The organism is Hymenobacter sp. M1-2 (assembly GCF_057808495.1).
The window spans coordinates 12,978-36,129 of the sequence record NZ_JBTYZO010000015.1 but is presented as its reverse complement, the minus strand read 5'-3'; the positions used below and the strand labels follow the sequence as shown (position 1 = coordinate 36,129).

Annotated in this window: 20 protein-coding genes; 13 read left to right on the top strand and 7 right to left on the bottom strand. The window is 59.7% G+C overall.

Going from position 1 to position 23,152, the window contains the following annotated elements; genetic code table 11:
• Positions 1 to 116: 116 nt before the first annotated feature.
• Both ACYSMN_RS15325 and ACYSMN_RS15320 read right to left on the bottom strand, forming a co-directional pair.
• Entirely contained in the window at positions 117 to 344 is a 228-nt protein-coding gene (locus tag ACYSMN_RS15325; RefSeq protein WP_488924782.1) for a hypothetical protein, read from the bottom strand.
• 210 nt (positions 345 to 554) lie between these two features.
• Positions 555 to 1,850 (bottom strand): NAD(P)/FAD-dependent oxidoreductase, encoded by a 1,296-nt coding sequence (locus tag ACYSMN_RS15320; RefSeq protein ID WP_488924781.1) that lies wholly within the window; start codon positions 1,848 to 1,850, stop codon positions 555 to 557.
• 104 nt (positions 1,851 to 1,954) lie between these two features.
• Here ACYSMN_RS15320 and ACYSMN_RS15315 point away from each other — a divergent pair, with 104 nt between their 5' ends.
• From ACYSMN_RS15315 to ACYSMN_RS15305, 3 genes are all read left to right on the top strand, one after another.
• Positions 1,955 to 2,788, top strand: a complete 834-nt coding sequence (locus ACYSMN_RS15315; RefSeq protein ID WP_488924780.1) for a DUF547 domain-containing protein — start codon at positions 1,955 to 1,957, stop codon at positions 2,786 to 2,788.
• 85 nt (positions 2,789 to 2,873) lie between these two features.
• Positions 2,874 to 3,290: a hypothetical protein gene (locus ACYSMN_RS15310; protein WP_488924779.1), complete on the top strand. Its 417-nt coding sequence runs from the start codon at positions 2,874 to 2,876 to the stop codon at positions 3,288 to 3,290.
• 274 nt (positions 3,291 to 3,564) lie between these two features.
• Entirely contained in the window at positions 3,565 to 4,281 is a 717-nt protein-coding gene (locus tag ACYSMN_RS15305) for a carboxypeptidase-like regulatory domain-containing protein (RefSeq protein ID WP_488924778.1), read from the top strand.
• 213 nt (positions 4,282 to 4,494) lie between these two features.
• Here the strand turns inward: ACYSMN_RS15305 and ACYSMN_RS15300 are convergent, their stop codons facing one another.
• On the bottom strand, positions 4,495 to 5,964 hold the full coding sequence (locus ACYSMN_RS15300) for an APC family permease (RefSeq protein WP_488924777.1): 1,470 nt from the start codon (positions 5,962 to 5,964) through the stop codon (positions 4,495 to 4,497).
• Positions 5,965 to 7,055: 1,091 nt separating this feature from the next.
• Between ACYSMN_RS15300 and ACYSMN_RS15295 the strand changes: the two genes are divergently transcribed.
• Both ACYSMN_RS15295 and ACYSMN_RS15290 read left to right on the top strand, forming a co-directional pair.
• Positions 7,056 to 9,797: a hypothetical protein gene (locus ACYSMN_RS15295; RefSeq protein ID WP_488924776.1), complete on the top strand. Its 2,742-nt coding sequence runs from the start codon at positions 7,056 to 7,058 to the stop codon at positions 9,795 to 9,797.
• 256 nt (positions 9,798 to 10,053) lie between these two features.
• Positions 10,054 to 11,163, top strand: a complete 1,110-nt coding sequence (locus ACYSMN_RS15290) for an AAA family ATPase (RefSeq protein ID WP_488924775.1) — start codon at positions 10,054 to 10,056, stop codon at positions 11,161 to 11,163.
• Positions 11,164 to 11,195: 32 nt separating this feature from the next.
• Here ACYSMN_RS15290 and ACYSMN_RS15285 read toward each other — a convergent pair whose 3' ends face one another.
• The 3 genes from ACYSMN_RS15285 to corA form a co-directional block, all read right to left on the bottom strand.
• Complete coding sequence (locus ACYSMN_RS15285; protein WP_488924774.1) at positions 11,196 to 11,657, bottom strand: hypothetical protein; 462 nt, start codon at positions 11,655 to 11,657, stop codon at positions 11,196 to 11,198.
• A 199-nt stretch (positions 11,658 to 11,856) separates the two neighbouring features.
• Positions 11,857 to 12,186 (bottom strand): LytTR family transcriptional regulator DNA-binding domain-containing protein, encoded by a 330-nt coding sequence (locus ACYSMN_RS15280; protein WP_488924773.1) that lies wholly within the window; start codon positions 12,184 to 12,186, stop codon positions 11,857 to 11,859.
• 76 nt (positions 12,187 to 12,262) lie between these two features.
• Positions 12,263 to 13,459, bottom strand: coding sequence for a magnesium/cobalt transporter CorA (gene corA / locus ACYSMN_RS15275; protein WP_488924772.1), 1,197 nt, complete (start codon positions 13,457 to 13,459; stop codon positions 12,263 to 12,265).
• A 99-nt stretch (positions 13,460 to 13,558) separates the two neighbouring features.
• Here corA and ACYSMN_RS15270 point away from each other — a divergent pair, with 99 nt between their 5' ends.
• The 8 genes from ACYSMN_RS15270 to ACYSMN_RS15235 all read left to right on the top strand — a co-directional run bounded on the left by ACYSMN_RS15270 (position 13,559) and on the right by ACYSMN_RS15235 (position 21,245).
• Positions 13,559 to 14,923: an MATE family efflux transporter gene (locus ACYSMN_RS15270; RefSeq protein WP_488924771.1), complete on the top strand. Its 1,365-nt coding sequence runs from the start codon at positions 13,559 to 13,561 to the stop codon at positions 14,921 to 14,923.
• Between the two features lie 111 nt (positions 14,924 to 15,034).
• The gene (locus ACYSMN_RS15265) at positions 15,035 to 15,973 is read left to right on the top strand and encodes a hypothetical protein (protein ID WP_488924770.1); all 939 of its coding nucleotides are present in this window, start codon (positions 15,035 to 15,037) and stop codon (positions 15,971 to 15,973) included.
• Positions 15,970 to 16,434: a DUF4280 domain-containing protein gene (locus ACYSMN_RS15260; RefSeq protein ID WP_488924769.1), complete on the top strand. Its 465-nt coding sequence runs from the start codon at positions 15,970 to 15,972 to the stop codon at positions 16,432 to 16,434. Before ACYSMN_RS15265 ends, ACYSMN_RS15260 begins: the two co-directional genes overlap by 4 nt.
• Positions 16,431 to 16,886 carry a hypothetical protein gene (locus ACYSMN_RS15255; RefSeq protein ID WP_488924768.1) on the top strand — a complete coding sequence of 152 codons (456 nt, stop codon included), beginning with the start codon at positions 16,431 to 16,433 and terminating at the stop codon, positions 16,884 to 16,886. Before ACYSMN_RS15260 ends, ACYSMN_RS15255 begins: the two co-directional genes overlap by 4 nt.
• The gene (locus ACYSMN_RS15250; RefSeq protein ID WP_488924767.1) at positions 16,883 to 17,836 is read left to right on the top strand and encodes a phospholipase effector Tle1 domain-containing protein; all 954 of its coding nucleotides are present in this window, start codon (positions 16,883 to 16,885) and stop codon (positions 17,834 to 17,836) included. Before ACYSMN_RS15255 ends, ACYSMN_RS15250 begins: the two co-directional genes overlap by 4 nt.
• Before the next feature lie 18 nt (positions 17,837 to 17,854).
• Positions 17,855 to 18,949 (top strand): DUF2931 family protein, encoded by a 1,095-nt coding sequence (locus tag ACYSMN_RS15245; RefSeq protein WP_488924766.1) that lies wholly within the window; start codon positions 17,855 to 17,857, stop codon positions 18,947 to 18,949.
• Between the two features lie 426 nt (positions 18,950 to 19,375).
• Positions 19,376 to 20,080: a hypothetical protein gene (locus ACYSMN_RS15240; protein WP_488924765.1), complete on the top strand. Its 705-nt coding sequence runs from the start codon at positions 19,376 to 19,378 to the stop codon at positions 20,078 to 20,080.
• A 214-nt stretch (positions 20,081 to 20,294) separates the two neighbouring features.
• Positions 20,295 to 21,245 (top strand): glycosyltransferase family 2 protein, encoded by a 951-nt coding sequence (locus ACYSMN_RS15235; RefSeq protein WP_488924764.1) that lies wholly within the window; start codon positions 20,295 to 20,297, stop codon positions 21,243 to 21,245.
• Positions 21,246 to 21,462: 217 nt separating this feature from the next.
• On the opposite strand, the gene ACYSMN_RS15230 is transcribed toward ACYSMN_RS15235, so the two are convergent.
• The gene (locus ACYSMN_RS15230) at positions 21,463 to 23,142 is read right to left on the bottom strand and encodes an ArnT family glycosyltransferase (RefSeq protein ID WP_488924763.1); all 1,680 of its coding nucleotides are present in this window, start codon (positions 23,140 to 23,142) and stop codon (positions 21,463 to 21,465) included.
• Between the last annotated feature and the right edge of the window lie 10 nt (positions 23,143 to 23,152).

Sequence of the window (23,152 nt, the reverse complement as noted above, 5' to 3'; positions counted from 1 at the left end):
ATGAGTGAGTTGATTGACGGGCCGAGAATTTTCAGCCCTTTTGGCTTGTGCTCAAGTGAGCCGCGTCAGCTTCTGAAGCAGTGCAACGCTAAAAGATCCAAGTACGAGCGAGAAGCCTAATGATGATGGTGATGATCCTCATCGGGCTTGCCGAAGAGATTGAGCAAGGAGCCGACCACGTAAAGAGCCGTCCAGCAGACGTACAGCCAGTTGTAGCCGGGCAGTGCGCGGTGCGCCAGAAAATGCAGCAGCAGGTGCGCGCCAGCACTCATAATGAGCCCCGTTACGGCAATGAACTGGAAACTATTGAGGGCGCTGGGGCGGTACAGTTTGGAGAAATCCACAGGCAAGGAATTAAGAATGAGGAATGAAGAAGGAGGCCATGATTAAAAAGGCAAAAATGGCTCAGACTTCATTCTTATTTCAAACAGAGCAGGAATTCTGCGTCCTTCTTCATACGAGGTAATAGCCTAAAACTAATCTTTAGGAACAGCTAGGTTGGGGAGTAGAAATGACAACCACTTTCAGCCGCTCACAGTGCCCATCAGAAAGTATCAGTTCTTCATTGACGCAAGCTGTTGGTTGAAGCTGCGGAGGATGTCGGATTCGTGGCGGCGGAAGAATTCGGGGTCGAAATTGGCCTTGCGGAGCTGGTGAAGCACTTCCCGTACCGGCGTGCCGGCCCGCAGCCAAGCTTCCCACACGTCGTGGCGCTGGCGGAAGCCCATGGCATTCACGCCCGTAACGGCGCTGCCCGCGTGTGGCTGGAAGTTGATGCGCAAGGCGTGACGGCCGTTGGGGTGCTGCCAGTAAAACGATTCTTCGCCCGCCACGGGCAGGGCCGGCACTTGGCCGTAAGTCTGGTATTCGAGCTGAAAAAACTTGGCCGAGTTGAACCACGGCCCGCGCCGGTAGGGCGTAGGCTGCCCGCAGATAGTATGCGCCACGGTTTCGCCTTGCATGCGGCCGGTGTACCACAACTGCTCGATGGGCACTTCGCCCGCGCCCGGCTGCCGGTGCTGGGCACAGTCGCCGGCGGCGTACACATCGGGCACGTTGGTTTGCAAACACTCGTCCACTAGAATGCCCCGGTCGGTTTCCACTTCCGAAGTGCGGGCCAGCGCTAGGTTAGGCGTCACGCCGATAGCCAATCCTACCCATTGGCAGCCTATTTCCTCGCCGGCCGCCGTGCGTACGGCTCGGACGCGACCATCGGCATCGCCTAGAATTTCGGCCAGCTCTGCCCCGTAGCGCACGTCAATGTGGTGCTCCTGAAGCTGCTGGTTTACCAGTTCCGCTTCGGCGGCTGGCAGTACCGAACCCCAGTACCGGGCGTCGCGCACGAGCATCGTGACGGCAATGCCGCGCGAGTGCAGCATCTCGGCCAGTTCCACCCCAATTAGGCCGCCACCTACTACCACGGCCTGCGCAATGCCGTGCGTGGTGCGGTGCATCTGCTCCAGGTCGGGCAGGGAGTACAGCCCTTGCACGCCGGCTAGCTCCTGGCCGGGCCAGTTATGGGTGCGGCTCACGGAGCCAGTAGCCAGCAGTAGCTTGTCGTAGTGGAGCATCTGCCCGTTGTTCAGAACCACGGTTTTGTAATCAGTATCGAGGCGGGTGGCGGTGGCGTATACCAGCTCCAGCCGGTTTTCCGCCCAAAACCAGTCTTCGTAGGGCTTGATGTCCTGGGGGCGTAGGTGGCCCATGTACACGTACATGAGCGCCGTGCGTGAATAGTGATGCGGCGTCTCGTCGGACACCAGCGTGATGCGCGCTTCGGGGAGTAGGCGGCGCACCGTTAGCGCGCAGCTGACGCCCGTAATACCGTTGCCGATGATAACCAGGTGCATAAGAAAAGGAAGCGGGGAAAAGGAAACCCGGCCAGCCGGTGAATTTCGTAAAGGTGAGCGGAAAATGTCACGGAGCCGTGAGACTTGCCCGCGCCGGTGGTGCTATGTTTGCCAGAAGCGCGGCCGACGGCACCATTGCCCCGCCCAACCTAAACTCTACAATGCTACACAACTCATTCATAGGCGCCTGGTTTCGGGCAGGGTTTGCTGGTCGGGCCGCGGGCCTGTTGTTGCTGGCGCTGCTGTGCAGCACAGCAGCGGAAGCCGCCAAGGTAACCCGAACCTTTCACGAAGATGTCACGGCCTACTATCAGAAGGTGGTTTCGGCCGACGGCTTAGTCAACTACGCCGCCCTGACCCGCGACGCCGCCCCGCTGAAAACGCTGCTCCAGCAGGTAAATACCTTCGACGCTGCCAAGGCCAGCCCCGCCGAGCGCAAAGCATTCTACCTGAACGCCTACAACCTGCTGGTTATAGGAGCCGTGGCCGACAGCTACCCTCTGACTTCGGTGATGAAAGTGCCCGGTTTCTTCGACAAAAAGGAATACACCGTGGCGGGGGAGAAGATGACGCTCAACGATTTGGAAACGAACAAATTGCGCAAACCTTACGCCGACCCGCGCATTCACTTCGCGCTGGTGTGCGGGGCTCTGGGCTGCCCGCGTCTGCGGCGCGAAGCCTATCTGCCAGCCACTCTCGACGCCCAACTCACCGACCAAACTCAACGTGCGCTCCAGAATCCCCAATTCATTCGCGTCGATAAGAGTGCAAACAAGGTGCTGGTTTCGGAGATATTTAAGTGGTATGAAGCTGATTTCAAAGCCACTGGCAAGTCCACGCTGGCCTACATCAACCAGTATCGCGGCCGTCAGCCTATTCCGGCCACCTACACCACCGACTTCTACTCCTACGACTGGAGCCTGAACGAGCGGAAGTAGGCGTGCCGAATCCGGCGCTTTACAACTTCACCCTCATTGGCGCGTAAGATGGAAGGCAACTAATTCACCTTCAATCCCCACCGCCATGATACTCGACAAACTGTTCGGCGCCGCCGATGAAGTCAACGACGAAGACAAAGAGAATAGCCGTATCACCGAAGATAAGCCCACTCCGCATAATGAGCAGCAGGAAAAGGAACAGGAAGTGAAAAGCCTGCTGAGCAACGGCAAAACCGCCGACGACCCTTCTGCCCACCGTAACCAGGGCCCAGGCGGTTACACCCAGCGTAGTGGCCAAATGGACCAGCTCGAAAACCTGCACATCGGCGGCAGCGACACCGAGCCTTACGGCGCTAACGACCACGTCAACGACCCGAGCAAGGAGCAAGGTCCCGGCTACGAAGCGGAAGGCACTTACGAACTAGACCATCAGCTACGCACCCGCGACCAGAAATTCGGCGACGACGAACCCACCGGCCCCGCCAAGCCCGTAGAGGACTGAGTTGCTTAGCTGTTTCTTCAAATAGCTCAATTTGCTCCGCTTCATGTGAAGCGGGGCTTTTTGTTGCCAGTTTCTAGAAGTAGGCTGCGTAGCTTTCAAGAATAAAAGGTCATAGCACCACAGTGGGACAGTAAATTGTTAGGATGGAATCAAGCTTATGCTATATCTTTAGGAACCCGTGGTCAATCCGCCTTCTGCTGAGTACTTTTTGTCGGCAATTGGGCATTTTGCTGACGGTTTGCTCTGCATTTCTCACCATTCTTACTCTTTACCCATGCCCTCAAAATCTACTTTTCCCGAACCTGAACCCGAAGAAGAAGGTGCTCTGCTGCACGAAGAGGAAGATCTTTCCTCTGGAAATGGCCGCCTAGCTGTTATTGTCGGGGCCCTCTTGGTGCTTGCTATCGTGGGCTATATTCTGCTACCGAATTCAGGGGGGCGGCGTGTCGTCACCACGCTTATTCCCTCCGTAATGCTCGGCGAAGCCAGCGTAACGGGTACGCGCCCCGTAGAGGATACCGCCGCCGTGGCTGCTGCCAAGCCAGAAGAAACGGCAGCCGTAACGGCTCCTATAGCCACCATTACCGACAAAGTCGCAAAACCTGTTGTGCGGCCGGAAGCGGAAGCCAGCCTCGATACCCGCGTTACCGAGTCGGTAGCAATGGCGAACGAGCCGGAAGCGGAGGCTACTTCTACGGAAGCCGAACCGGAAGCTGCCCCCGCAGAGGCTCCCGCCAATGTGGTGCTGTCGGGCCGTATTATGGATGAGAATGGCCGCCCGCTAGCGGGGGCCACCGTGCTAGTGAAAGGCTCGCGCAAAGGTACCGGCACCGATGCCAACGGCAATTACACCTTGGAAGTCCCGGCCGGCGAAAATGCCCTCGTGTACGGCTACGGCGGCTACGAAGATCAGGAAGTCCGCACCCGTGGTGCCCAGCCCATCAACGTGACGTTAATGCCCGCCGCCGGCAGCAAGCGCCGTCGGAAGTAAGAGCTTAGAACTAAGAAGCAAGAAGTTAGAGCCGCTTCTGATAAGTAAGCATCTTTCGCTTGCAGCAAGGTCGCTTACTTGGAACTGCTGCCTTTACTGTAACTCAACTTTTGCACAAGCAAAAGGCCGCCTCGTTCATCCGGGGCGGCCTTTTGTTTTGGTACCGTTTAAATGGTGGGCTATCAAAGGCATGTAGCCAAAGCTTTATAGCTTTTACTCCGGCACGGATTTGTCGCCGAACCGCTTCCCGAACAGGAAGTAAACCGGTACACCTACCGCCACTAGCAGCAGGCCCAGCCCGGAGTCACGCGCCGTGGTGGGCGACACGAGGAGGATAATGCAGAAGGCCGACGCCAACACCACGTAGAGCAGCGGAATCACCGGGTAGCCGATGGCGCGGTAGGGGCGGGGCGTATCGGGTCGGGTGCGGCGCAGAATGAAAATGCCCACGATGGTGACGACGTAAAACAGAATTACCGAGAACATTACGTAGTTCAAAAGCTGCCCGTAGGAGCCCGACAGGCAAAGAATGCAGGCCCACAAGCACTGCGCCCACAGCGCCACGCCCGGCACGCCAGCTTTATTAAGACGCGCGAGGCCCGGAAAAAACAAGCCATCCTTAGCCATGGCGTAATAAGCGCGGGCTCCGCTGAGAATGATGCTGTTATTGGCCCCGAACGTGCTGATCATGATGAGGATGGCCATGAAGCCGGCCCCAATGCGGCCCAGCACACTTTCGGCCACGGCGGTTCCTACCCGGTCGTTGGCGGCGTACATAATGCCCCGGCTCATCACGTCGGTAGCGGCGGCCGCTGGGTCGCCGTGCAGCGGCAGCACCAGCAGATATACCAGGTTGATGAGCAAGTACAGCCCCGTTACGATGCCCGTGCCAATGGCCATGCTCAGCACGATGGTGCGCTCAGGCCGCACGATTTCATCGCCCGAAAAGCCGATGTTGTTCCAGGAATCGGAGCTGAACAAGGAGCCGGTCATGGCCAGCCCGATGGCGCCTACCAGGCCCCAGGCACTGAGCGGCACGCCTTGGCCCTCGGCATTGTAGCGGACGGCGTTCCACATATCGTGGAAATTGAGGCCCACGGCTTGGTCGTTGATGCCGAGCGCCAGCCCAAAGAGAATAAGCAGAGCCAGAGCCACTAGCTTGGTGCTGCCGAAGATGTTGGAGATGAGCTTGCCGCCGCGCACCCCGCGCGAGTTCACCCACGTCAGGCCCACCAGCATGAGAATGGCCAGCAGCATCACGGTAGAAAACTTGAACGGACCCACCTCAAACAGCACGTTCGTCTCGGCAAACCACGGCACCAGCACGCCCACAAAGCGCGCGAATGCCACGGCCACCGCCGCAATCACGCCGGTCTGAATCACGAGAAACAGCGTCCAGCCATACAGGAAGGCCACCAGCTTGTTGTACGCCTCGCGCAGGTACACGTACTGCCCGCCTACCTTCGGAAACATGGCCGCCAACTCGCCGTAGCTCACGGCTCCGGCCAGGGTAATAAAACCAGTTATCAGCCACACGACCAGCAGCCAGCCTGCCGAACCTACCGTGCGGGCAATGTCGGCGGAAACGATAAAGATACCGGAGCCTATCATGCTGCCGCTCACAATCATGATGGCGTCGAAGAGCGTAATGGCCCGCTGAAAATGGCCTTGTTGTTCGGACATAGGGAAGAGAAAACGGGATTTGGGCCGGGAAGATAGAAAAGAAACGGCCCGCTTGAAGTAGCGGGCCGCCATGACAAGTATCTTCAGCAAGCTGCTGGCTATCTCTTAGTGAAGGAACGTATCGGTGGTATTTGCTGCGTTTGAATGTGAGCTATATCGTAATAGATATAGAAAATTGTGCTGAGGAGTCCGTCTATAAATCATTTTACTCTTCTAAATTTTAGAGTTGGTCCTCTACCAGAATATCCAAGCTCGAGGTATTTGGTATCCGCCTTTATTATTTCGTAGCAATAGCAGCTTGACTCATCCCGCGTAACTAAAAGATCTTTCTTCTGTGAACGGATAGATGTTTCAGCATTGTCGCACTGGCAAAAGTTGGTTAGTTTATACTTTAATACGGACGGTTTTACACCCTGGTAGTATTCCGTGTAGGTTGTTGCGTCAATCTTGATTTTTGAATCTTTGTCTTCTAATGATTGCCAAGTTCCCAAGACTAACTGGTCTAAGGGTACAGCCTTAATTTGTGCTGGTGGTTCGGTTTCGCTTTGATAAAAGCTGAAAATTAAGGCGAGTAGAATTAAGGAAAGAAATTTCACCGTGAATTTATTTTATGAAGAGAGTACCTTTTTTGCGTTAGCGTAAAAACGTGCGCGATAGTCTGGCTCAGCGACTTGTCGCGGAAGGTGCGTTTCGACGCTGACTGGAAAGCTCATATCAACGAGGGCAGTAGGAAAGAGCGTGTCTGCGGTGGGAAGCTGTAAATCCACCGCAAGTTGGGGCACGGAATGTCCGAAACAGTTTATAGATGGTTGTCGTTGCGGGGTCGGGGTTTCAGCGCAGATTTGCGTCGTGAAGCTAGCTATGCGGGAGGTGAAGGAGATTTACGCTCAACGGTATCCTTGGCGCGGCTCCGGGCTGCTAGGAGTTTGCCCAACCGCTAGGCCGTGACGTAATGCCCACACTGTAGGTAAATGCCCGCCGAAACATCAGCTCGAAATAGGCAGCGGGCAGCATTCAGTCGTATTACGGGCAGCGTATCTATCACCTACCGCCAAATAGCTATTTTTGCCGCCCGTCTCCGGCACCGTTGCATGTCCAAAAAGCTACTGGTATTTCTTACGGGTCTGTTGCTGCTGGCGATGCTGGCCTCTTACGTGTACTACCGCCGTACCGTGGCGGCCGTGCCCGTCGACCCCTGGGCGCTGGTGCCCGATGATGCGGTGCTGGTAGCCGCCACCCGCGACCATCCCACGCTGGTGCGCCACCTCAAGGAAACCCAGCTCTGGGACAACCTCACCACTGTGCGCTATTTCCAGAACCTGGAAAACAACATGGTGCTGATTGACAGCCTGACGGGCGGCCGCAACGTGGTGCTGCGTTTCCTGGGCCGGAAAAATGTGCTGACTTCGGTGCACGTGACCAGGCCCGGCAGTTTCGATGTGCTGCTGCAAATTCCGGTGGGCAGTGTGCGCGAGTACCGGCAGGTACGCACCCTCGTGGACGCCCTACGCCGCGACGCGCATTTTCGGGTTGCTACCCGCGACTACGAAGGCACGCTGCTCACGGTCGTGGAGGAAGTGGGCACCGGCCGGGGGCTCACGTTTTTCAACTACCGCAACCACCTGTTAATCAGCCCTAGCTCTACCCTAGTGGAAGCCGTGGTACGGCGGCTAGCCGACCCTGACCAACCCACTGTGGCGGCCGATTTTCAAAGCACGGATTTCTTCCGGCTGCGCGACCTAGATGCAACCGTGCTGGTAAACTACCGCCGACTGCCACAACTGCTAGGAGTGTTTTTTCGGTCCGATGTGGGGCCGGGCATTAGCAACGTCACTAGCTTGGCTCGCAACGGCCAGATGGAAATGAAACTAGCCGGCAACAAAGTTGCTTTCAACGGATTTGCCAACCCCGAAACCGCCTCCGGTAGCCTGCACGAGCAACTGCGCGGGCAGCCGGTGCAGCGTCTACGCATGGCCGAAGTGCTCAGTCTACGTACGGCCCTGCTAGTGCATTTCGGCCTAGGGCCCGCCCAGGCGTTGCGCGGCCCGCGCCCCGTCGGCCGCCCCGACACCCTAGCCGCGTCCATCAGCCCTCTTCTCGACAGCCTCACGGCCGGCATGAGCCGCGAGGCGGCGCTGGCCTATTTGGCTCCGGCTTCGGCCCGCGTGAGTCCGGGCCGGCTGGCGCTGGTGTGGTGCGCCCGGCCCGCGCAGCAGGCGCGGTGGCTGGGGCAACTGCGGCGGGCCGTGGGCGCTAGCCCTTCGTTCGAGCGAGTAGGAGGGTTCCAGATTCACCAAACCGGCGTGCCCGAACTGCCCGCCCGCCTGCTCGGGCCGCTGTTTGCTGGTTTTCGGCAGCCGGTGGTGGCGGTAGTGGGAAGCTACGTGGTGTTTGCGGACGATGCCACGGCCTTGCGGAGTTGGCTGCAAGACGTGTCGGCGGGGGAGGTATGGTCCCGCTCGCCTACGCAGGTGGCTTTCTTGCAGGAAACCCAGCCGCTGGCCCGCCTGAGCGTAGTGCTCGACACGCGCAATGCTTGGAACCTGCTGCTGCGCGGGATGCTGGAGGAGCGCCGCGCTGGGTTGCTGCGGAATGAAGCGTTGTTCAAGCGGTTTCCCCAGGTAGCCTTGCAGCTAGTGCCCGCCGCCAACGAGCAAGAGCCCGGCGCGCAATATTTCACTCAGCTGCTGTTGCGCCATCCGCAGGTGGGGCCGGCCATAGCTAAGCCGCAGGGCAGTACGGGCACCGGCAGCGTATTGTCGTTCAAGACGGTGTTGGCGAGTGCGCCGGTTCTGGTGTCGGTGTCGGGAACTGCGCGGCAAGGAGTGCTGGTGCAAGATTCGGCCCGGGTGCTGCACTACATAACGCCCGAAAACGTGGTGGCCTGGTCCGATAGCCTGCCTGGCCCGCTGGTGGGCCGCGTGCACCGCCAGACGGTAGGAGGCCAGCCGGGCTATCTATTGGCTACGGCCAGCCAGCTTCATTTTCTTGATACCCGGGGTCATTCGGCGGTTAATTTCCCGCTCAATCTACCCGATTCCGTGGTGGCTACGGGCCTGAGCGTGTCGCCGGTGGGGGCGGCGGGGGCACCGCGCCTGCTGGTCACGGGGGGTGGGGGCAACCTTTTTCTTTACGACGCCAATGGCACGGTGTATCCCGACTGGCAACCCAAACGCCTCGATTTCAACCTGGCCGCGCCGCCGCTCTACCTCGTGGTGGGTGGGCGCGACGTAGTGGTGGTGCTGCTCGAAAACGGCTACGTGTATGCCTTCGACCAGCAAGGCGCTACATATCCGGGCTTCCCCATCAGTTTAGGTGCTCGGCTCCAGAGTGAGGCACTGGTCGAAACAGTAGGCCCCACCCTCAACCGCACGCGCCTCACGGTGGTGAACCAGCACGGCGAGCGAGTCACGTTTTCTTTGGGGGGTGACGTGGTGGGCCGGCGCCGGATAGCCACCTGGAGCCGCAATTCGCTGTTTCGGCTCATCCCCAACCAGCAGCGGCGCTCCTACGTGATAGCGCGCGAGCAAGGCGGGCAGGTTGAACTGTTCGACCCAACTGGCCGGCGGTTGCTAGGGCAGAAGTTTCTGACTTCCGGCGCCAAACCCGTGCAGTATTTCGACTTTGGCGGCGGCCGGCGCGTGTACGTCCTTACTGAGCCAGGGCCGCGCAAGGCCTATATCTACGACTGGCAAGGCCGGTTGCTGGGCGGCCAGCCCTTCGACAGCAGCGCCCCAGAAGTAGGTCTCGACTACGAAGCCGCCACCAATACCTACCACCTCTACCGAACCGTGGGCTCTGAGCTGCGCCGTACGGAACTGAGGCTGAAATAGAGTTTGGCTGGTGTTGTAGCCGAAGCATCTGACGAGTTGGCGCTGTTTCCGTCGAGCATCAGGCAAAGCATCCCGCGTGAAAGCCGCGAGTTGGTCGACAGACCAGTCGTCCCTAACTAGGCTCGGCATGATGCGCGGAATTTTTCAAGGAAAAAGCTAGCTTCTACCTATAGTGTAGCAAAGCTCTTACCTTGGACCACAAATCAGGATATTTCGTTTTCTGACGGTCAAAGCGCCGTCGTCAATTGCTTCTCGCTTGGCTTCTTCTGTTTCCTTCGCTGCTTCCCGCTGGCCGATTGGGCTGGTTGTGGGTAAGTTTCTGCCCTTCCACAAAGGCCACCAGCTGCTGCTGGAGCAGGCGGCTTCCCAAGTGCAAGATTTGTACGTGCTGGTCTATTCCAACCCCGACCCGGCGACCATGAACGCCGAAACCCGCGCCGGCTGGATTCGGCAAATCTATACGCCCGCGGGTGCTGAGCCAGGCACGCTGCCGCGTATCAACGACGCGGTGCTACACGTGGTGGCCTTGCCCGTAAACCAGCTGCCGGTGCCCCTCAATGAGGCGGACGAGCACACGCAACGCGAGTTCGTGCGGCGCTGGCTTCGGCAGCAACCCGTGCAGCCCGATGTGGTGTTCGCCAGTGAGGAATATGGTCCTGGCTTCGCGGCTCATATTGGCGCCGCCTACGTGGCCGTGGACCCGCCGCGCACTACAGTGCCTATTTCGGGCTCCCAGATTCGGGAAGATTTGTACGGGCACGCCGAGTATCTGCACCCGGTGGTGCAGGCGCATTTTCACTCCCCGCAGTTCATCCGCAAGATTGTCTTGATGGGGGCCGAAAGCACCGGCAAATCGACCTTGAGCAAGGCCCTGGCGGCGGCCTACGGCACGGTGTGGGTACACGAGTATGGCCGCACGCTGCACGAGGAAAAGAACGGCGCCACCGATTTCGACGACCTGCTCTACATCGCGCATCGTCACCGCGAGTTGGAGGACGAAGCCGTACCGCACGCCCGTCATTTCTTGTTCGTGGACACCAATGCGGCCACTACGGCGCAGTTTTCTTACTTCTACTACGCTCGTTGCGCCCCCGAGCTGCAAGCCCTGGCCGCTGAGTGCCGCAACCGTTACTTCCACACCTTCCTTTGCGCTCCCGACATTCCGTACGAAGATGACGGCTGGCGCGACCCGGAATCCGTGCGCGACTTCCACCACGGCATGGTGGCCATGCAGCTCGACCTGCTCCAAATTCCCTACACGCTCCTCACCGGCACCGTAGAACAGCGCCTGCAACAAGTCTACGCCGTGCTAGGCCAGCCCCAGCACGTCCCCGCCGCCACCACCGACCCGCGCAAATGGGGGTGAGGTGGGATGGAGGATGAGCGAATAGCTTGTACTTAGTGAGGATCGAACGAAGCAGGAATGGGGTTGGCATTTCGCTCGCGGTCAAATGTCCATGAGACGATCCACCACCGGCTATCTTCGAAGTAAAGCTGTACACTGTTGATGCCGCGGCGTACCACCGGCCCATTCTTCGCCAACTTGGTTTCGTAAGTGCTCCACACGTGCGCGATGTTGCCGAACACCCGCACCTCACGGTTGATTTCGCGTTCGTAAAATGCCGTTGTGGCTACCATGGTATCGGTAGCTTTATGGAAGTCTTTCAATGGCATAGTAACCTGCCGCCCTTCGCCACCTTGGCGATATGAGTACAAGGCATTGGGATTGTGAAGCGACAAATCTCGTTCCCACTGGCGCGGGGCGCCGGCCTCGCCCGATACCACTTCGTATGAAGCCTTCATTATGCCATCTATGGTCGCTACATCGGTTTTGAGCGGGAAATTGGTGGATTTTTTCATGGGTTTCGGTTGCTGAGCCAAACAAGCGTTGATGCTAAGCCATACTAGCCAAGCTGGCCGCGAGAGCATTGTCATAAGGGTATGTGGTTGAAAGTTTTCGCTAAATACGACCACGTCCCGCTCGCCAACCACTTATTTATGCCACTTCGGTTGCTTGTTATGTCGACGGTTCAATAATTTATCTGTTTGATTTGCAGAGTCAGAGCATAAGCTTAGCTAGGCTATTGGCTAAGCACTGCTGGTAGCTTTTACTCACGGCGATGCGCGTGTCCTGTATCACCACGTGGTTGTCTTCTACCGCTTCGGTGTTGTGCAGGTTAACGATGTAGGAATTGTGGATGCGCATGAACTCTGCCGGCAGCTTGTCAAGCAAGCTTTTGAGAGCCTTATAATAGATATACTTACGCCCGTTGAGTAGAGAGATTTGCACGTAGTTGCCCAAACCTTGAATAATGGTAATGTCGTGAAAGTATATCTTGATGATTTTCTTGTCGGACTTGATAAAGGCAAAAGAGGCTGAAGAACTCATTGGTTCGAACAAGGGAAGGATTGTTGAAAGTGCGCCGGTATTAAGCCAAAGAAATCCACCACCGAGCAGTTGGAGCTTATTTATTCGTGAGCCAGCCTTTACGATAGAAATACACTAGTTGCCCGGCCACTATCAGGCACAACACGCTTAGCAGAATGGGGTAGCCCCAGGGGCTGTAGAGTTCGGGCATGTTGAGGTGGTTGATGCCGCCTTTGGGGTTTTCGCGCTGGAAATTCATGCCGTACAGGCCCACCACGAAGCTGAGCGGAATGAAGATAGAGCTGATGATGGTGAGCACCTTCATTACCTCGTTCATGCGGTTGCTTTGGTTGGACATGAATAGGTCCACGAGGCTGCTGACGGATTCTCGGTAGCTCTCGGCCAGGTCCAGCGCCTGAATGGCGTGGTCGTAGCAGTCGCGGAAGTACACCTTCATTTCTTCGGGCACGATGTCGTCGGGCATGCGCAGGATTTCGGCAATCTTCTCCCGTTCGGGATACACGAAGCGCCGGAACCGGATGATGTCCTTTTTCATGCGCAGAATGCGAGTCAGCACGCGGCGGTCGGGGCGGTCTTGCAGAATCCGGTCTTCCAGCTTCTCGATGTAGTCGCCGATGGCCGCCATAGTGGGGTAATACTGGTCGAGCACCACGTCGGTGAGGGCGTAGGCAAGGTAGAGCGGGGGCTTGCGCTTGATTTGGCTGAAGCCGGAGCGGATGCGCTGCCGAATGGAGTCGAGACAGTCGTTGTAGTCATCCTGAAAAGTGAGCACGTAGTTGGGACCAGTAAAAATGGAAAGCTGGTCGTCGTCGATTTCGAGCAGAGTAGTGAATTCCGTCATGCGCGAAACGAGGAACAGCCGGTTGTCGCCGAACACATCCACCTTGGCGCGTTGGTAGTCGCCGAGCACATCTTCCATTTGCAGTGGGTGCAGCTCGAAGTCGCGCATGAGACGCTCCATCAGGGCCATGTCGTTGTAGCCGCGCACATCAACCCAGTGGCGTAGAGCCGGGCGAGCCTGGAAATCGGCCCATAGCTCATCGTAGTGCGTGTATTCGCGCTCCGTGCAGGTCTTCTCGTCGTAAGAAAGCAGGAATAGCCGGGGCTTAAAAGAACCCTCCCGGATCATGAGCGTGCCGGGGCGCTGACCTACTTGCTGCTCGCGGGCCTGTTGCGTGGCGGCGCGGTCGGCGATGGAAGGCCGCATGTCGGCGGCGGGTGGGGCTGGTCGGCCGAGGGGCTCATCGGCCAGCAAAGGCATAGAAGGTTCCATAGTCAGAAGTAAGCCAGACCAATGTACGGTAGAAGCCGGACTGTGGCTAGTTCGACTGCGTGGGGTTGGTAATCTCTGCTCCTGAACCGACCCTAACGTATGCGCGAGTTGGTGGCTACCCGCGTCGAAAACCAACCAGTTCTGCAGAACTGGTTGGGGCTTACTTTTACGGCCATGCAGCCCATCGAAACACCTCTTCCTACCGAACCCGCGTCCGCGCCGGGGTGGGGGCGTTTCGTGCGCGGCTCCTTGGGCTCGGGGGTGGCGGTAGGCGCGCGGGCGGTGGGGGCGTTGCTGCTGGGCAAGCTGCTGGCCGTCTACGGCGGGCCGGGTGGCCTCACGCTGCTGGCCCATTTCCAGAACCTAATGGCCCTGTTCACCACGCTGCCCAACGACGGCACGCACGTGGGCGTGGTGAAATATCTGGCTCCCCTACGGCCGGGCACGGGGCGCTACCGGGCTTGGCTGGGCGCCTCCATAGCTCTGAATGGCGCCGCGTTGCTGCTCGGGCTGGCCGCGTTGCTGCTCGCGCCCGGCCCGCTGGTAAGCATATTCGCGCCTACCGCAGTTTGGGTGATGCTGTTTGGGCTAGGCATTGGGCTGCTCATTGCCTACGCGCTGCTGAGTACGGTACTGTTGGCAGCGGGCCGGTTGCGGGCCTATATCGGCCTCACGGTTGGGCTAAGCCTGCTCGGGCCAGCGGCTGTGGGAGCCGTATTACTGACGGGCGGCTTAGCCACGAACGCGCTGCTGGCCTATCTGCTGGCGCAGGGCGTTACGCTGCTGCCGGCGTGGGTGCTGGCGCGCCGAGCGGGGTTGTTGCCGCCGCTGCAGGGCCGACTCAGCTACTCGGCCCTGCGAGGCCTGAGCCGGTTTCTACTGATGGCCGTGGGGCTGCTACTCTTCGGCAAGGCTGTGGATTTCGTGGTGCGGGAGGCGCTGATTCGCCAGTTCAGCCTCGCCCAAACCGACCTCTGGCAAGCCGTTGCTAAGCTTTCCGAAAACTACACGATGGTGATGGCAGCCGTGATGAGCAGCGTGTACTATCCGCGGCTGGCGGCGCTGGCGGCCCAGCCCGCCGCTCAGCGGGCCTGGGTACGCACGGTGCTACGCCTGCTGGTGCCGCTGCTAGCGGTAGGGCTAAGTGTACTCTACTTACTGCGTCACTGGCTGCTGCCGTTGTTTTTCGAGGCTCGTTTCGGTGCCGCCGCTTACCTGCTCGGCCCTCAGTTATTCGGCGACGGACTGCGGTTCGTGGCCTGGCCGCTAGTGCTGGTGTTCACGGCGCAAGCCCGCGTGGGGCGCTACGTGGCGGTGCAGGCGGCTTCGGCGGTGCTGTATGCCGGGGTGTTGGCCTTGCTGCTGCCGCGCCTGGGGCTGCTGGGCGCGGTGTGGGCTTCAGCCCTGCGCCACGGCGTGCTGCTGCTCTGGTGCGGCTGGTACTTCCGGCAATGGTGGCGGTGAGAAGAATCAGTTTATTAGAATATTGTTTTGTTTTGCACAGAGTTAAGATGTAATATGCTGGTCAGTTAGGAAGCTGTTTTTTCAAGGGATAGTACTTTAATTATTCATTTCGTGGAGGGTATTTCAATAACTACGCTCAGCGGCTGGGCCATTAAGCCCAATCCGCAGCCAGTATTAATCACCCAACGGGTCTTATTGGAACTGCAACCGTGGCTGGACGAAGCGCGGTATACCGTGCATTCGGGCTGGACAGAAACTGTGGCTGGAACGGACCGGCGCTCAGGGCTGGAAAGAACCGTCTGGCTACGCGCAGCTGAACACGGCCCTAACTGGCTAATAATAGTGCGGGCCGAGCCCCCACGCTTAAAAAAGCCTGATATCACTTCTTTTGATGAGATAGGACTGCTGCTGGCAGAGCTCTATGCTGATCTGAGGCTGGAAGCCGCGCCTACGGGTGAGTGGCTACGGCTGCTCAACCCTGCGGCCATCCGGCAGCAGTGGGCACGCATCCGGGAGGAACTGGCGCGGGAGTATCCTGAGTCATCCGACATTTTGGACGCGTTGGTAGCGGGCGTGGAGCAGCAGCTTACCCAGCCGGCGGGCCTGTGGCCGTCGTTGGGCTACACGTATTTCTACGCTGCCTTACCAGGCAGTTTCTATCAGCAGCCTTTCGAGACGAACAGCCTCTACGCGCGGCCCCGCTCGTTTCCGCAGTTCTTCGATGGGCTCGATCTGCGCTTCACCGAAACGCTGCGCCTGCTGCCCGCCGAGCCGAGCGCCCAACAAGCCGAGCTGCGCCTCACCAGCACTATCGACCCCGTGGCTACCAACCTGGCCGCCGTGGCTGACTACATCCGGGGTAAGCTCGGCGCCGAAACGGCTCCCGACCCCGCCGCCGTACGATTCGAGTACGAAGCTACGCACCGCTTCCAGAAGAGCACGGGCCAGCCGCTGGCCGTGGAGCTGACGGTGCGCTGCTCCTACCACGACCAGTACCACAAAGAATACTACCTCACTATTTACTCCATCCCATCATCACCAGCATTATGAGCCAGAATCAGGAAGGTCAGGAATATGTATGCCACGGCGCGCCCTGCCGCTGCGACAAGGGCACCGTGCCCAGCCCTTTACAAGTGACGAGCCAGCAAACCGTGTACCTGCACGGCCAGCTTTGGGCTACCCATCTTGACAAGCTGTTCGTGCCCTTCGGCACCTGCGCCCTCAAAAACAACCAGCCCTGCGTGCCGGCCCTGCTGCTCTGGGAGAACGTGCATGAGCGCGTGGCGATAGGTGCCGCCGAGGGACAGCCGTTGCTCGAAAAAAGCACCATCCGCTGCGCCGTGGGCGGGGTAGTGAGCATCCTCAACACGCTGCAAGTGGCCGTGCCCGCGCCGCCGTCGGCCGCCGAGTTCGAGGAAAGCCGCACCACGTTTATGGAGCTGGCCCCCGTGCTGCTCCTGCCCCCGCCCGCCGCGCCTGATTTCAACAGTGAAACCGACGAACAGCTATGAGCACTACATTTCACCGCATAGCCGCCAGCCAGCAGCCCGGTAAGGGCAAGGCCGTGGTGGGCAAGAGCCAAAAGGAAAAAGAACGGGAGAAGAAAACCGGCGTCAAGATTACGGCGGCCATCTTCTTCGATGGGACGGGCAATAACGAAAACAACATCACCAAGCGCCTGAAAGACCCTGAGTATATGCAGCCGGGCTTTTTCAAATCGGACAGCACCCGCGACAGCTACGTCCAGTACTACTCCAACGTGGCGCTGCTCTACCTCATGCACAAGAAGAAGGAGCCGGGGGCACGTATTGCGTCCATCTACATCGAAGGCATCGGCACCAACAACGACGACGACGACGACACGAACGGCGGCGCGTTTGGCGCTGGCCCCTCCGGCATAGTAGACCGGGTGACGGATGGTATTCAGCGGTTGGCAGATAAAATAATGAAGGGGGGCTCATGAAGCCTGATAAAGAGTACATCGAAGAACTGACAGTTTACGCTTCTGGATTCAGCCGGGGCGCTGCCGCCGCGCGACACTTCTTGGCCCGCTTGTCCGATTCGCGGGGCCGGGCCAGCAACCTATGCGCACGCCTGGGCATCCCATCTTCGGTTGTAACCGTGAAGTTCGTCGGCCTGTTCGACTGCGTGTCGTCGTTTGATGAAACCGGCGACGAGCCCGGCGACGAGGACTGGGCCGCGAAGGCCGCCAGCCACGCGGTGCATTCGGACCGGGAGTTCCGTAACGACCAGCCCGAGCTACACATGGCTCTGGACGACCCGCGGGTGCTGAAAGTAGCCCACCTGGCCGCCGCCGACGAATACCGCCTCAACTTTTCGCGTACCGATATTGCCTCGGCTCTGCGCCGGGGAGCGGGCGTGGAAATCTTGCTGCCCGGCGCGCACTCCGACGTGGGCGGCGGCTATGCTTTTGAGGTGGAGGAAGAGCGGTACTACACCGTCGAAAGCGTATTCCGGTTCTTCCAGGACCGGGGGTGGTACGGCCCGGGGCAATCGAAGTATAAGCACTGGACCGACCGCGACGGCGTCCTGCACTTCCAGGGCCAGGGGGTGCGCACCGTGCCCAACTCATACCAGTACGTGGCCCTGTCCATCATGCTCAAATTTGCCCAGCAGGGCGGCATGGTGTTCCAGAACCCCAACGCCGAGCAGGACCGGGGTATCAAGTACATCATCAATGCCGGCTCGAAGCTGCACCCCATCAAAACCAAGCTCGAACAGTTCGCGCTGGCGCACGCGTCGGGCGGGCCGCACGTGGCGCCGGTTTCTACAGTTGAGTACAAGTGGCTGCGCCAGCATTACCTGCACCTGTCCTGGAACAGCGATATTGGCTTCGAGTACCGCCTCGACGACACTCATACACTGCCCACCCGGCTCGTGCTGCCGGGGTAAGCCTTCTGTTTTTCCGCCATGTTCACTTCCTTAATTCGTTGGCTGGCCCCTGGGGTAATCAGCCTGTATTTATTTAGCTGCCAACCGCGCATGGAGCCGTACCAAACCGAAGAATTCGACCTGGGCGCTTCGCCCGCCGCCGCCGAGGGCTACCCGATGGAAAACTTCTACGGCGTGTTCCGCACCTCGGCCGGCAAGACGTTCACCGTCTCGCCCGGCTTTTTGGAAGGGGATTGGGGTACGGCGCATATGACGATGGTGGGCGACGTGACGCAGCCCGCGCCCGACAGCTTGTACCTGCGCTGGTTTTCTTTCCCGGAGAACAAGCTCTATGAAGGGCGCTGGGCCATGCCCCAACGCCACATCTACGAACTGCTCAAAACGGGCTATTATAATGCGGATGACCAGGAGCAGCAATCTTATAATGACTTAACAGTATGTATGCTGCCCAAGGGAGTAGCCGTAGTGTGGCTCGGAGGCAGTAACCAAGTGCTTATTGGTCGGTATCAGGGCCGGGAAGTGCCCTTTACGAGTGCCGAGTTTGAGCAGCAGTACGGCCCAGCGAATCGGGAGCGGATGATCCGGCAGGAGCGGGCCAAAATGCCGGCACACGTGCAAGAGGAAATCCGCACGGGCACGCTCAGTACTCGGCAATGGGATGAATACCTGAAAACATACCCCTGGAAAATAGAGGTGGTGGAACAGGTGGGTACACAGAGCCGGCCGCAGACCGAGCCGCTACAGCTCTACCATCATTGGATTTACTACGTCAACGCTGAGCACACCAGCTACCCTGCTGCCAACACGAAAGAAGCGAAGGCTGCATATGTAGACCACCTCCTCCAACCCACGCCCAAAGCCGTGCCCAGCGAATTTGGCCTGTTCGTGCGGAACAAGTACGACGAAAAGCACGAGGTACGCATCGATTCGCTCGATGAAGCCGAAACGCTAGCGGCCTTTCAGACTGTGAGCCAGCACCACCCTAAGGAACCGCTCACGCTGCGGGTGGAGGTAGACAAAGCCTACAGCAAAGCCACGCTCACGCTCAGCAACGGCTTCCGCACCGTGCCGCTAACTAAGGCCGTGGTCAAGATTTTTGAGGAAGATGAGTAGCGGGTAGCAACACGTCGAAGACATCCTGTTTCAACGAGTGTTTAAGTCTAGGTGTGCCACGGTGTGCCTGGTGCAGCGCCCAGCGGCGGGCCGCACCGCCGCCTAGCATCCAACGCAACGTGCCCCGGCGCGCCGCCCCACCCCCTTGCACCTGGTACAGCGGACCGGGGCGGCGCGCACCAAGCCGCTGTACCACGTGCAATGCCTAGTGGCGCGCCGCTCCAGGCCTCTGCGTCTGGCGCGATGAACCGGGGCGGCGCGCCACTGGGCCCCGCACGTGGCGCACCAAGGTAGGGCGGCCCGCACTAGCCCGTTGGCTCCCGCGCGACAACTAACCCAGGGTCGTTTCCGAAGCTGCACCATATTGCGTACGTTTAGGGGTGCTCCGGTGGTACTTTTTTCACTTACTTTTTACTCTTTTTCCGTATGCCTGACATTCTCAACTCTGCCGCCGAGCCCGGCGCTCCCAGCCCAGTAGCTGCCCGCAAGCTGCTCGTTCCCCGTACCGATGCCGCCTTGCTCGAAGTGGCGCGGACTGCCGCCGCCACCTGGGCCACGGAGCCGACGCTCACGTTGCGCTGGCTCCCGCAGGCCGCATTTGCCGAAGCCGTAGCCGCGTTTGAGCAGCAGCTATCCGGCAAGCGGGCCGCTGCCGCCAACCGCTCGCCCCAGGTGCAGCGGCTGGAAGAACTCGACGACCAACTGGACGAGGGACTGCGCTTTCTCAAAGCCTACGTGCTGGAAGAAACCCTCACCAAAGCCGCCGCCGAAGCCCAGTACCCCGGCTACGGGCTGAAGCGGCGCAAAAAAGGCGGTTCCAGCCTGCCTACCGACCGGGGCGAGCGGCTGGAAGCCCTCAAGATACTGGTAGCGAAGGTGCAGGGCAGTAGCTTTGTCGGCCGACCATTCGGCGCCACCTACTGGGCGCCGCGCGCCGCCGAATACGCTACCCTCATGGAGCAAACCGGCGAGCTGGCCGGTACCGTTGCCAAGCAGACCGGCAACAAAAACGAGAGCGGGCGCACCGTGCGCAAAGCCCTCAAAGCGCTGGTGCTGCTGCTCGAAGCCAACTTCCCCGACACTTACCAAGCCGAGCTGCAACGCTGGGGCTTCCGCCGCACCACCTACTAGGCTGCGTGAACAGTAGCGCGAAGCTCCGGCTTCGCGCACGAGCGAAGCGAGTATCCGGCAGAGCGCCATTCGTGCCCCCGCGTAGGAACTCGCTTTGCTCGTCGCGGAACAGATTTCCGCGCTATAAGATCAGCCACCGGAGCCTCGCGCGCCCACCGCTACCGAAGCCATTGCGCGGCTTTCGTGGTCGGGTGGGGGCGTCTATCTTCGCGCCATGCTGCCAACCGCCTCCTCGCCTATCCTCAATCCATTGCCGCTGGTTACCATCGTGGCGCTGTGCTACAACCACGCGCGGTTTCTGCGGCCGGCGCTGGATTCCATTCTGGCTCAGACGTATCCGCGGCTGGAAGTGTTTTTGGTGGATGATGGCAGCACCGACGATAGCCTGGCGGTGCTGCGCGAATACGCAGCGGCCCACCCGGAGTGGAAGACCGTGTTTCTGCCCCAGAACGTGGGCAATTGCGCCGCCTTCAACCGGGCTTTTTTTCAATCTGAAGGCGAGTACGTGATTGATTTCGCTACCGACGACATCCTACTGCCCGAGCGTGTAACCCAGCAGGTGGCGCAGTTTCAGCAGCTCGATGCCAGTTATGGCTTGCTCTACGGCAACCTGGGGCTGCTCGATGAAGCCGGTAACTTCCAACGTCTGTTTCACCGCCCCGATGCCGCCGGGAGCTTGCAGCCCCGGCCCGCGTCGGGCTGGGTGTTTGAGGACGTGCTGAGCCGCTTTTTCATCAGTGCGCCGTCCATGATGATGCGCCGGGCCACGCTGCTCGCTCTCGGCGGCTACGACGAAACCCTGGCCTACGAAGACTTCGACTTCTGGGTGCGCGCCTCCCGCGACTGGCAGTTTCACTACCAGGATGAAGTGCTAACCCAGAAACGGCTGCATCCCCGTTCCAAATCAGCCCAGGGCTACCGTCCTCTCGATCCGCTCCTGGATTCCACTATCCGCGTTTGCCGGAAAGCCTTGGCGCTCTGCCGCACCCCGCAGGAGCGCGCCGCCCTGGCCATGCGGGTGCGCTGGGAGCTACGCCAAGCCGCCCGCTTCGGCAGCCTCCCCCAGGCCCGCGAATTGTACAAGCTGCTGCGCGAGGTAGGAGGAGTGCAGCTGCTGGAGCGCGGAATCGGGGCGTATCTAAAGCTGCGGCAGCTGGGAAAATGAAGAATGAAGATTGAGTAAATGAGCGGATGGCGATGCATAGCCGCAGCGCGGCGACATATCGGTAGCCTTGCCAGATATAAAAGGAGCAAAGCCCCGGCGGGGCGACACCTAACGATTGGTGCCGCCCCGCCGGGGCTTTACATTTTTCAATACCGAAATATACTACCGATATGTCGCCGCGCTGCGGCTGTACGCCCTCCACCCATTTACTCAATCTTCATTCTTCATTCACCTCATACAACTCCACCTTGCCGTCCCGCGCTACCAGCCGGCGTTGCGGGAACCAGGTGAGCATGGAATCGGCGGAGTAGTGGATGAGCATACGGGTTAGCTCTTCGTTGCTGAGCGTGCTGCGATTGAGCAGCAGCCAAGCTTTTTCGCCGGGTACCATTCGCACCGAGTCGCGGCGGGCGAAACGCTCGAAGCGCAGGCCGGCGGGCACCTGGAAGCCGTAATAGAAATCGTGGTTGCGCAGCAGAAAGTCATCGGTAAATACCACGCCGCGCGCCGGGGCTTGTAGGTGCTCTCGCAGCACCCGCGTCTGCGCGAAGTGCGACGACACAGTGGGCTTTCGCATGAAGTGTAGCGGCCGCCCGAGCAGCAGCGCCGCTAACACACCTAACAGCACCGTCGCGAAATGCGTGGTGCCCGGTCTAAACCAGCGCGCCGCTAACCTGGTGCGAGACGCGAGGCCAACCGTCACCAAAAATAGTCCCAAGCCCCCGTACAGGACCGAAACGCCACTCCGCATCCAGACCGCGAAGCCTAGCAGCAGCGCCCCCAGCAGCCCCGCGCCGCGTCCGGTGTGCCAGAGGCTGCGCAGTCCGAAACCAGCCGCTAGCGCCAGCGGCGGCAGCAGCGGCGTGAGCATGCGCGGCTGCAAGGAAATTGGGTTGTAGACCTGTAACGACGTGCTACCCCACCAGTAGAAGGCCAGCGTGGTAGCAGCCAGACATAGCCAGAAACGCGCCTCATCGTGCGCCTCATTTTGAGCGGAAGAAGAGGAAGCAGCTTGTCGACTGAGCAACCCAGCTGCGGCGGCCAGTACCAGCATCACTCCCATGCCCAGCCCCACAAAAAATCCCAGCGGCGCCCACGTTACACGGCTCAGTAATTGCCCGGCGCGGCCCTGCACGTAGCTTCCGTCGCTCATGTAGGCATTAGTTTGCTCGATGATGTGGTAGCGGTACAGGATGTCGCCCGTCAGCAGTTGGTAGTAGAGTAGATAGGCTCCCAACAGGCCTGCACCCGTGAGCAGTGCCGCCCGCCAGAACCGCCCGTGCCGCCGCCTGCAAGCATCCAGCCCCAACAACCCTAGATAAAAAGGCAGGTAGAAGACGATGGTTTCCTTGCTCAGCAGCGCCGCGAGGCTAAGTGCCGCAAACCCCGCCCCCCAGGCCGTTGGCTGCTCTTGTCCAGCGCGCCGGCCAACCAGCAGCGCAGCCGCCCCAGCCAGGCACCAGAACATGAGCACGTTGTCGGGGTAGAGATAAGTGCTGAGGTTGAGCGTGAAGTAGTGCAGCCCCAACAGCAGCGTAGCGCCGGCCGCCACCACCGGTTCGCGCCGCCGATACAAGGCCCAGATAACCACGGCGCAGCCCAGCGTACAAAGCAGTGGCCAGAGCGTGGTGCTGATGATATTAATGCCCAGCAGCCGATACAGTCCCGCCACGGGCCCAAACACCAGCAGCCGCTCCTGTAGTGGGTCGTGGAGTAGGTGCTGCGGATCGGGGAGGGGACGGTAAGTGCCGCTGGCTAGCGCGTGCGCGTAGCGGGCGTAGAGGTAGTCGTCGAGGTCGTACAGCCCTTCGTGCGTCAGCCCGAAAAAAACCACCGTAAAGCCCAGCACTAGCAGCAAGGCCAATGTCGGGAGCCGAGAGAGCCAGCGTTGAGTCAAAGGGGTGGTA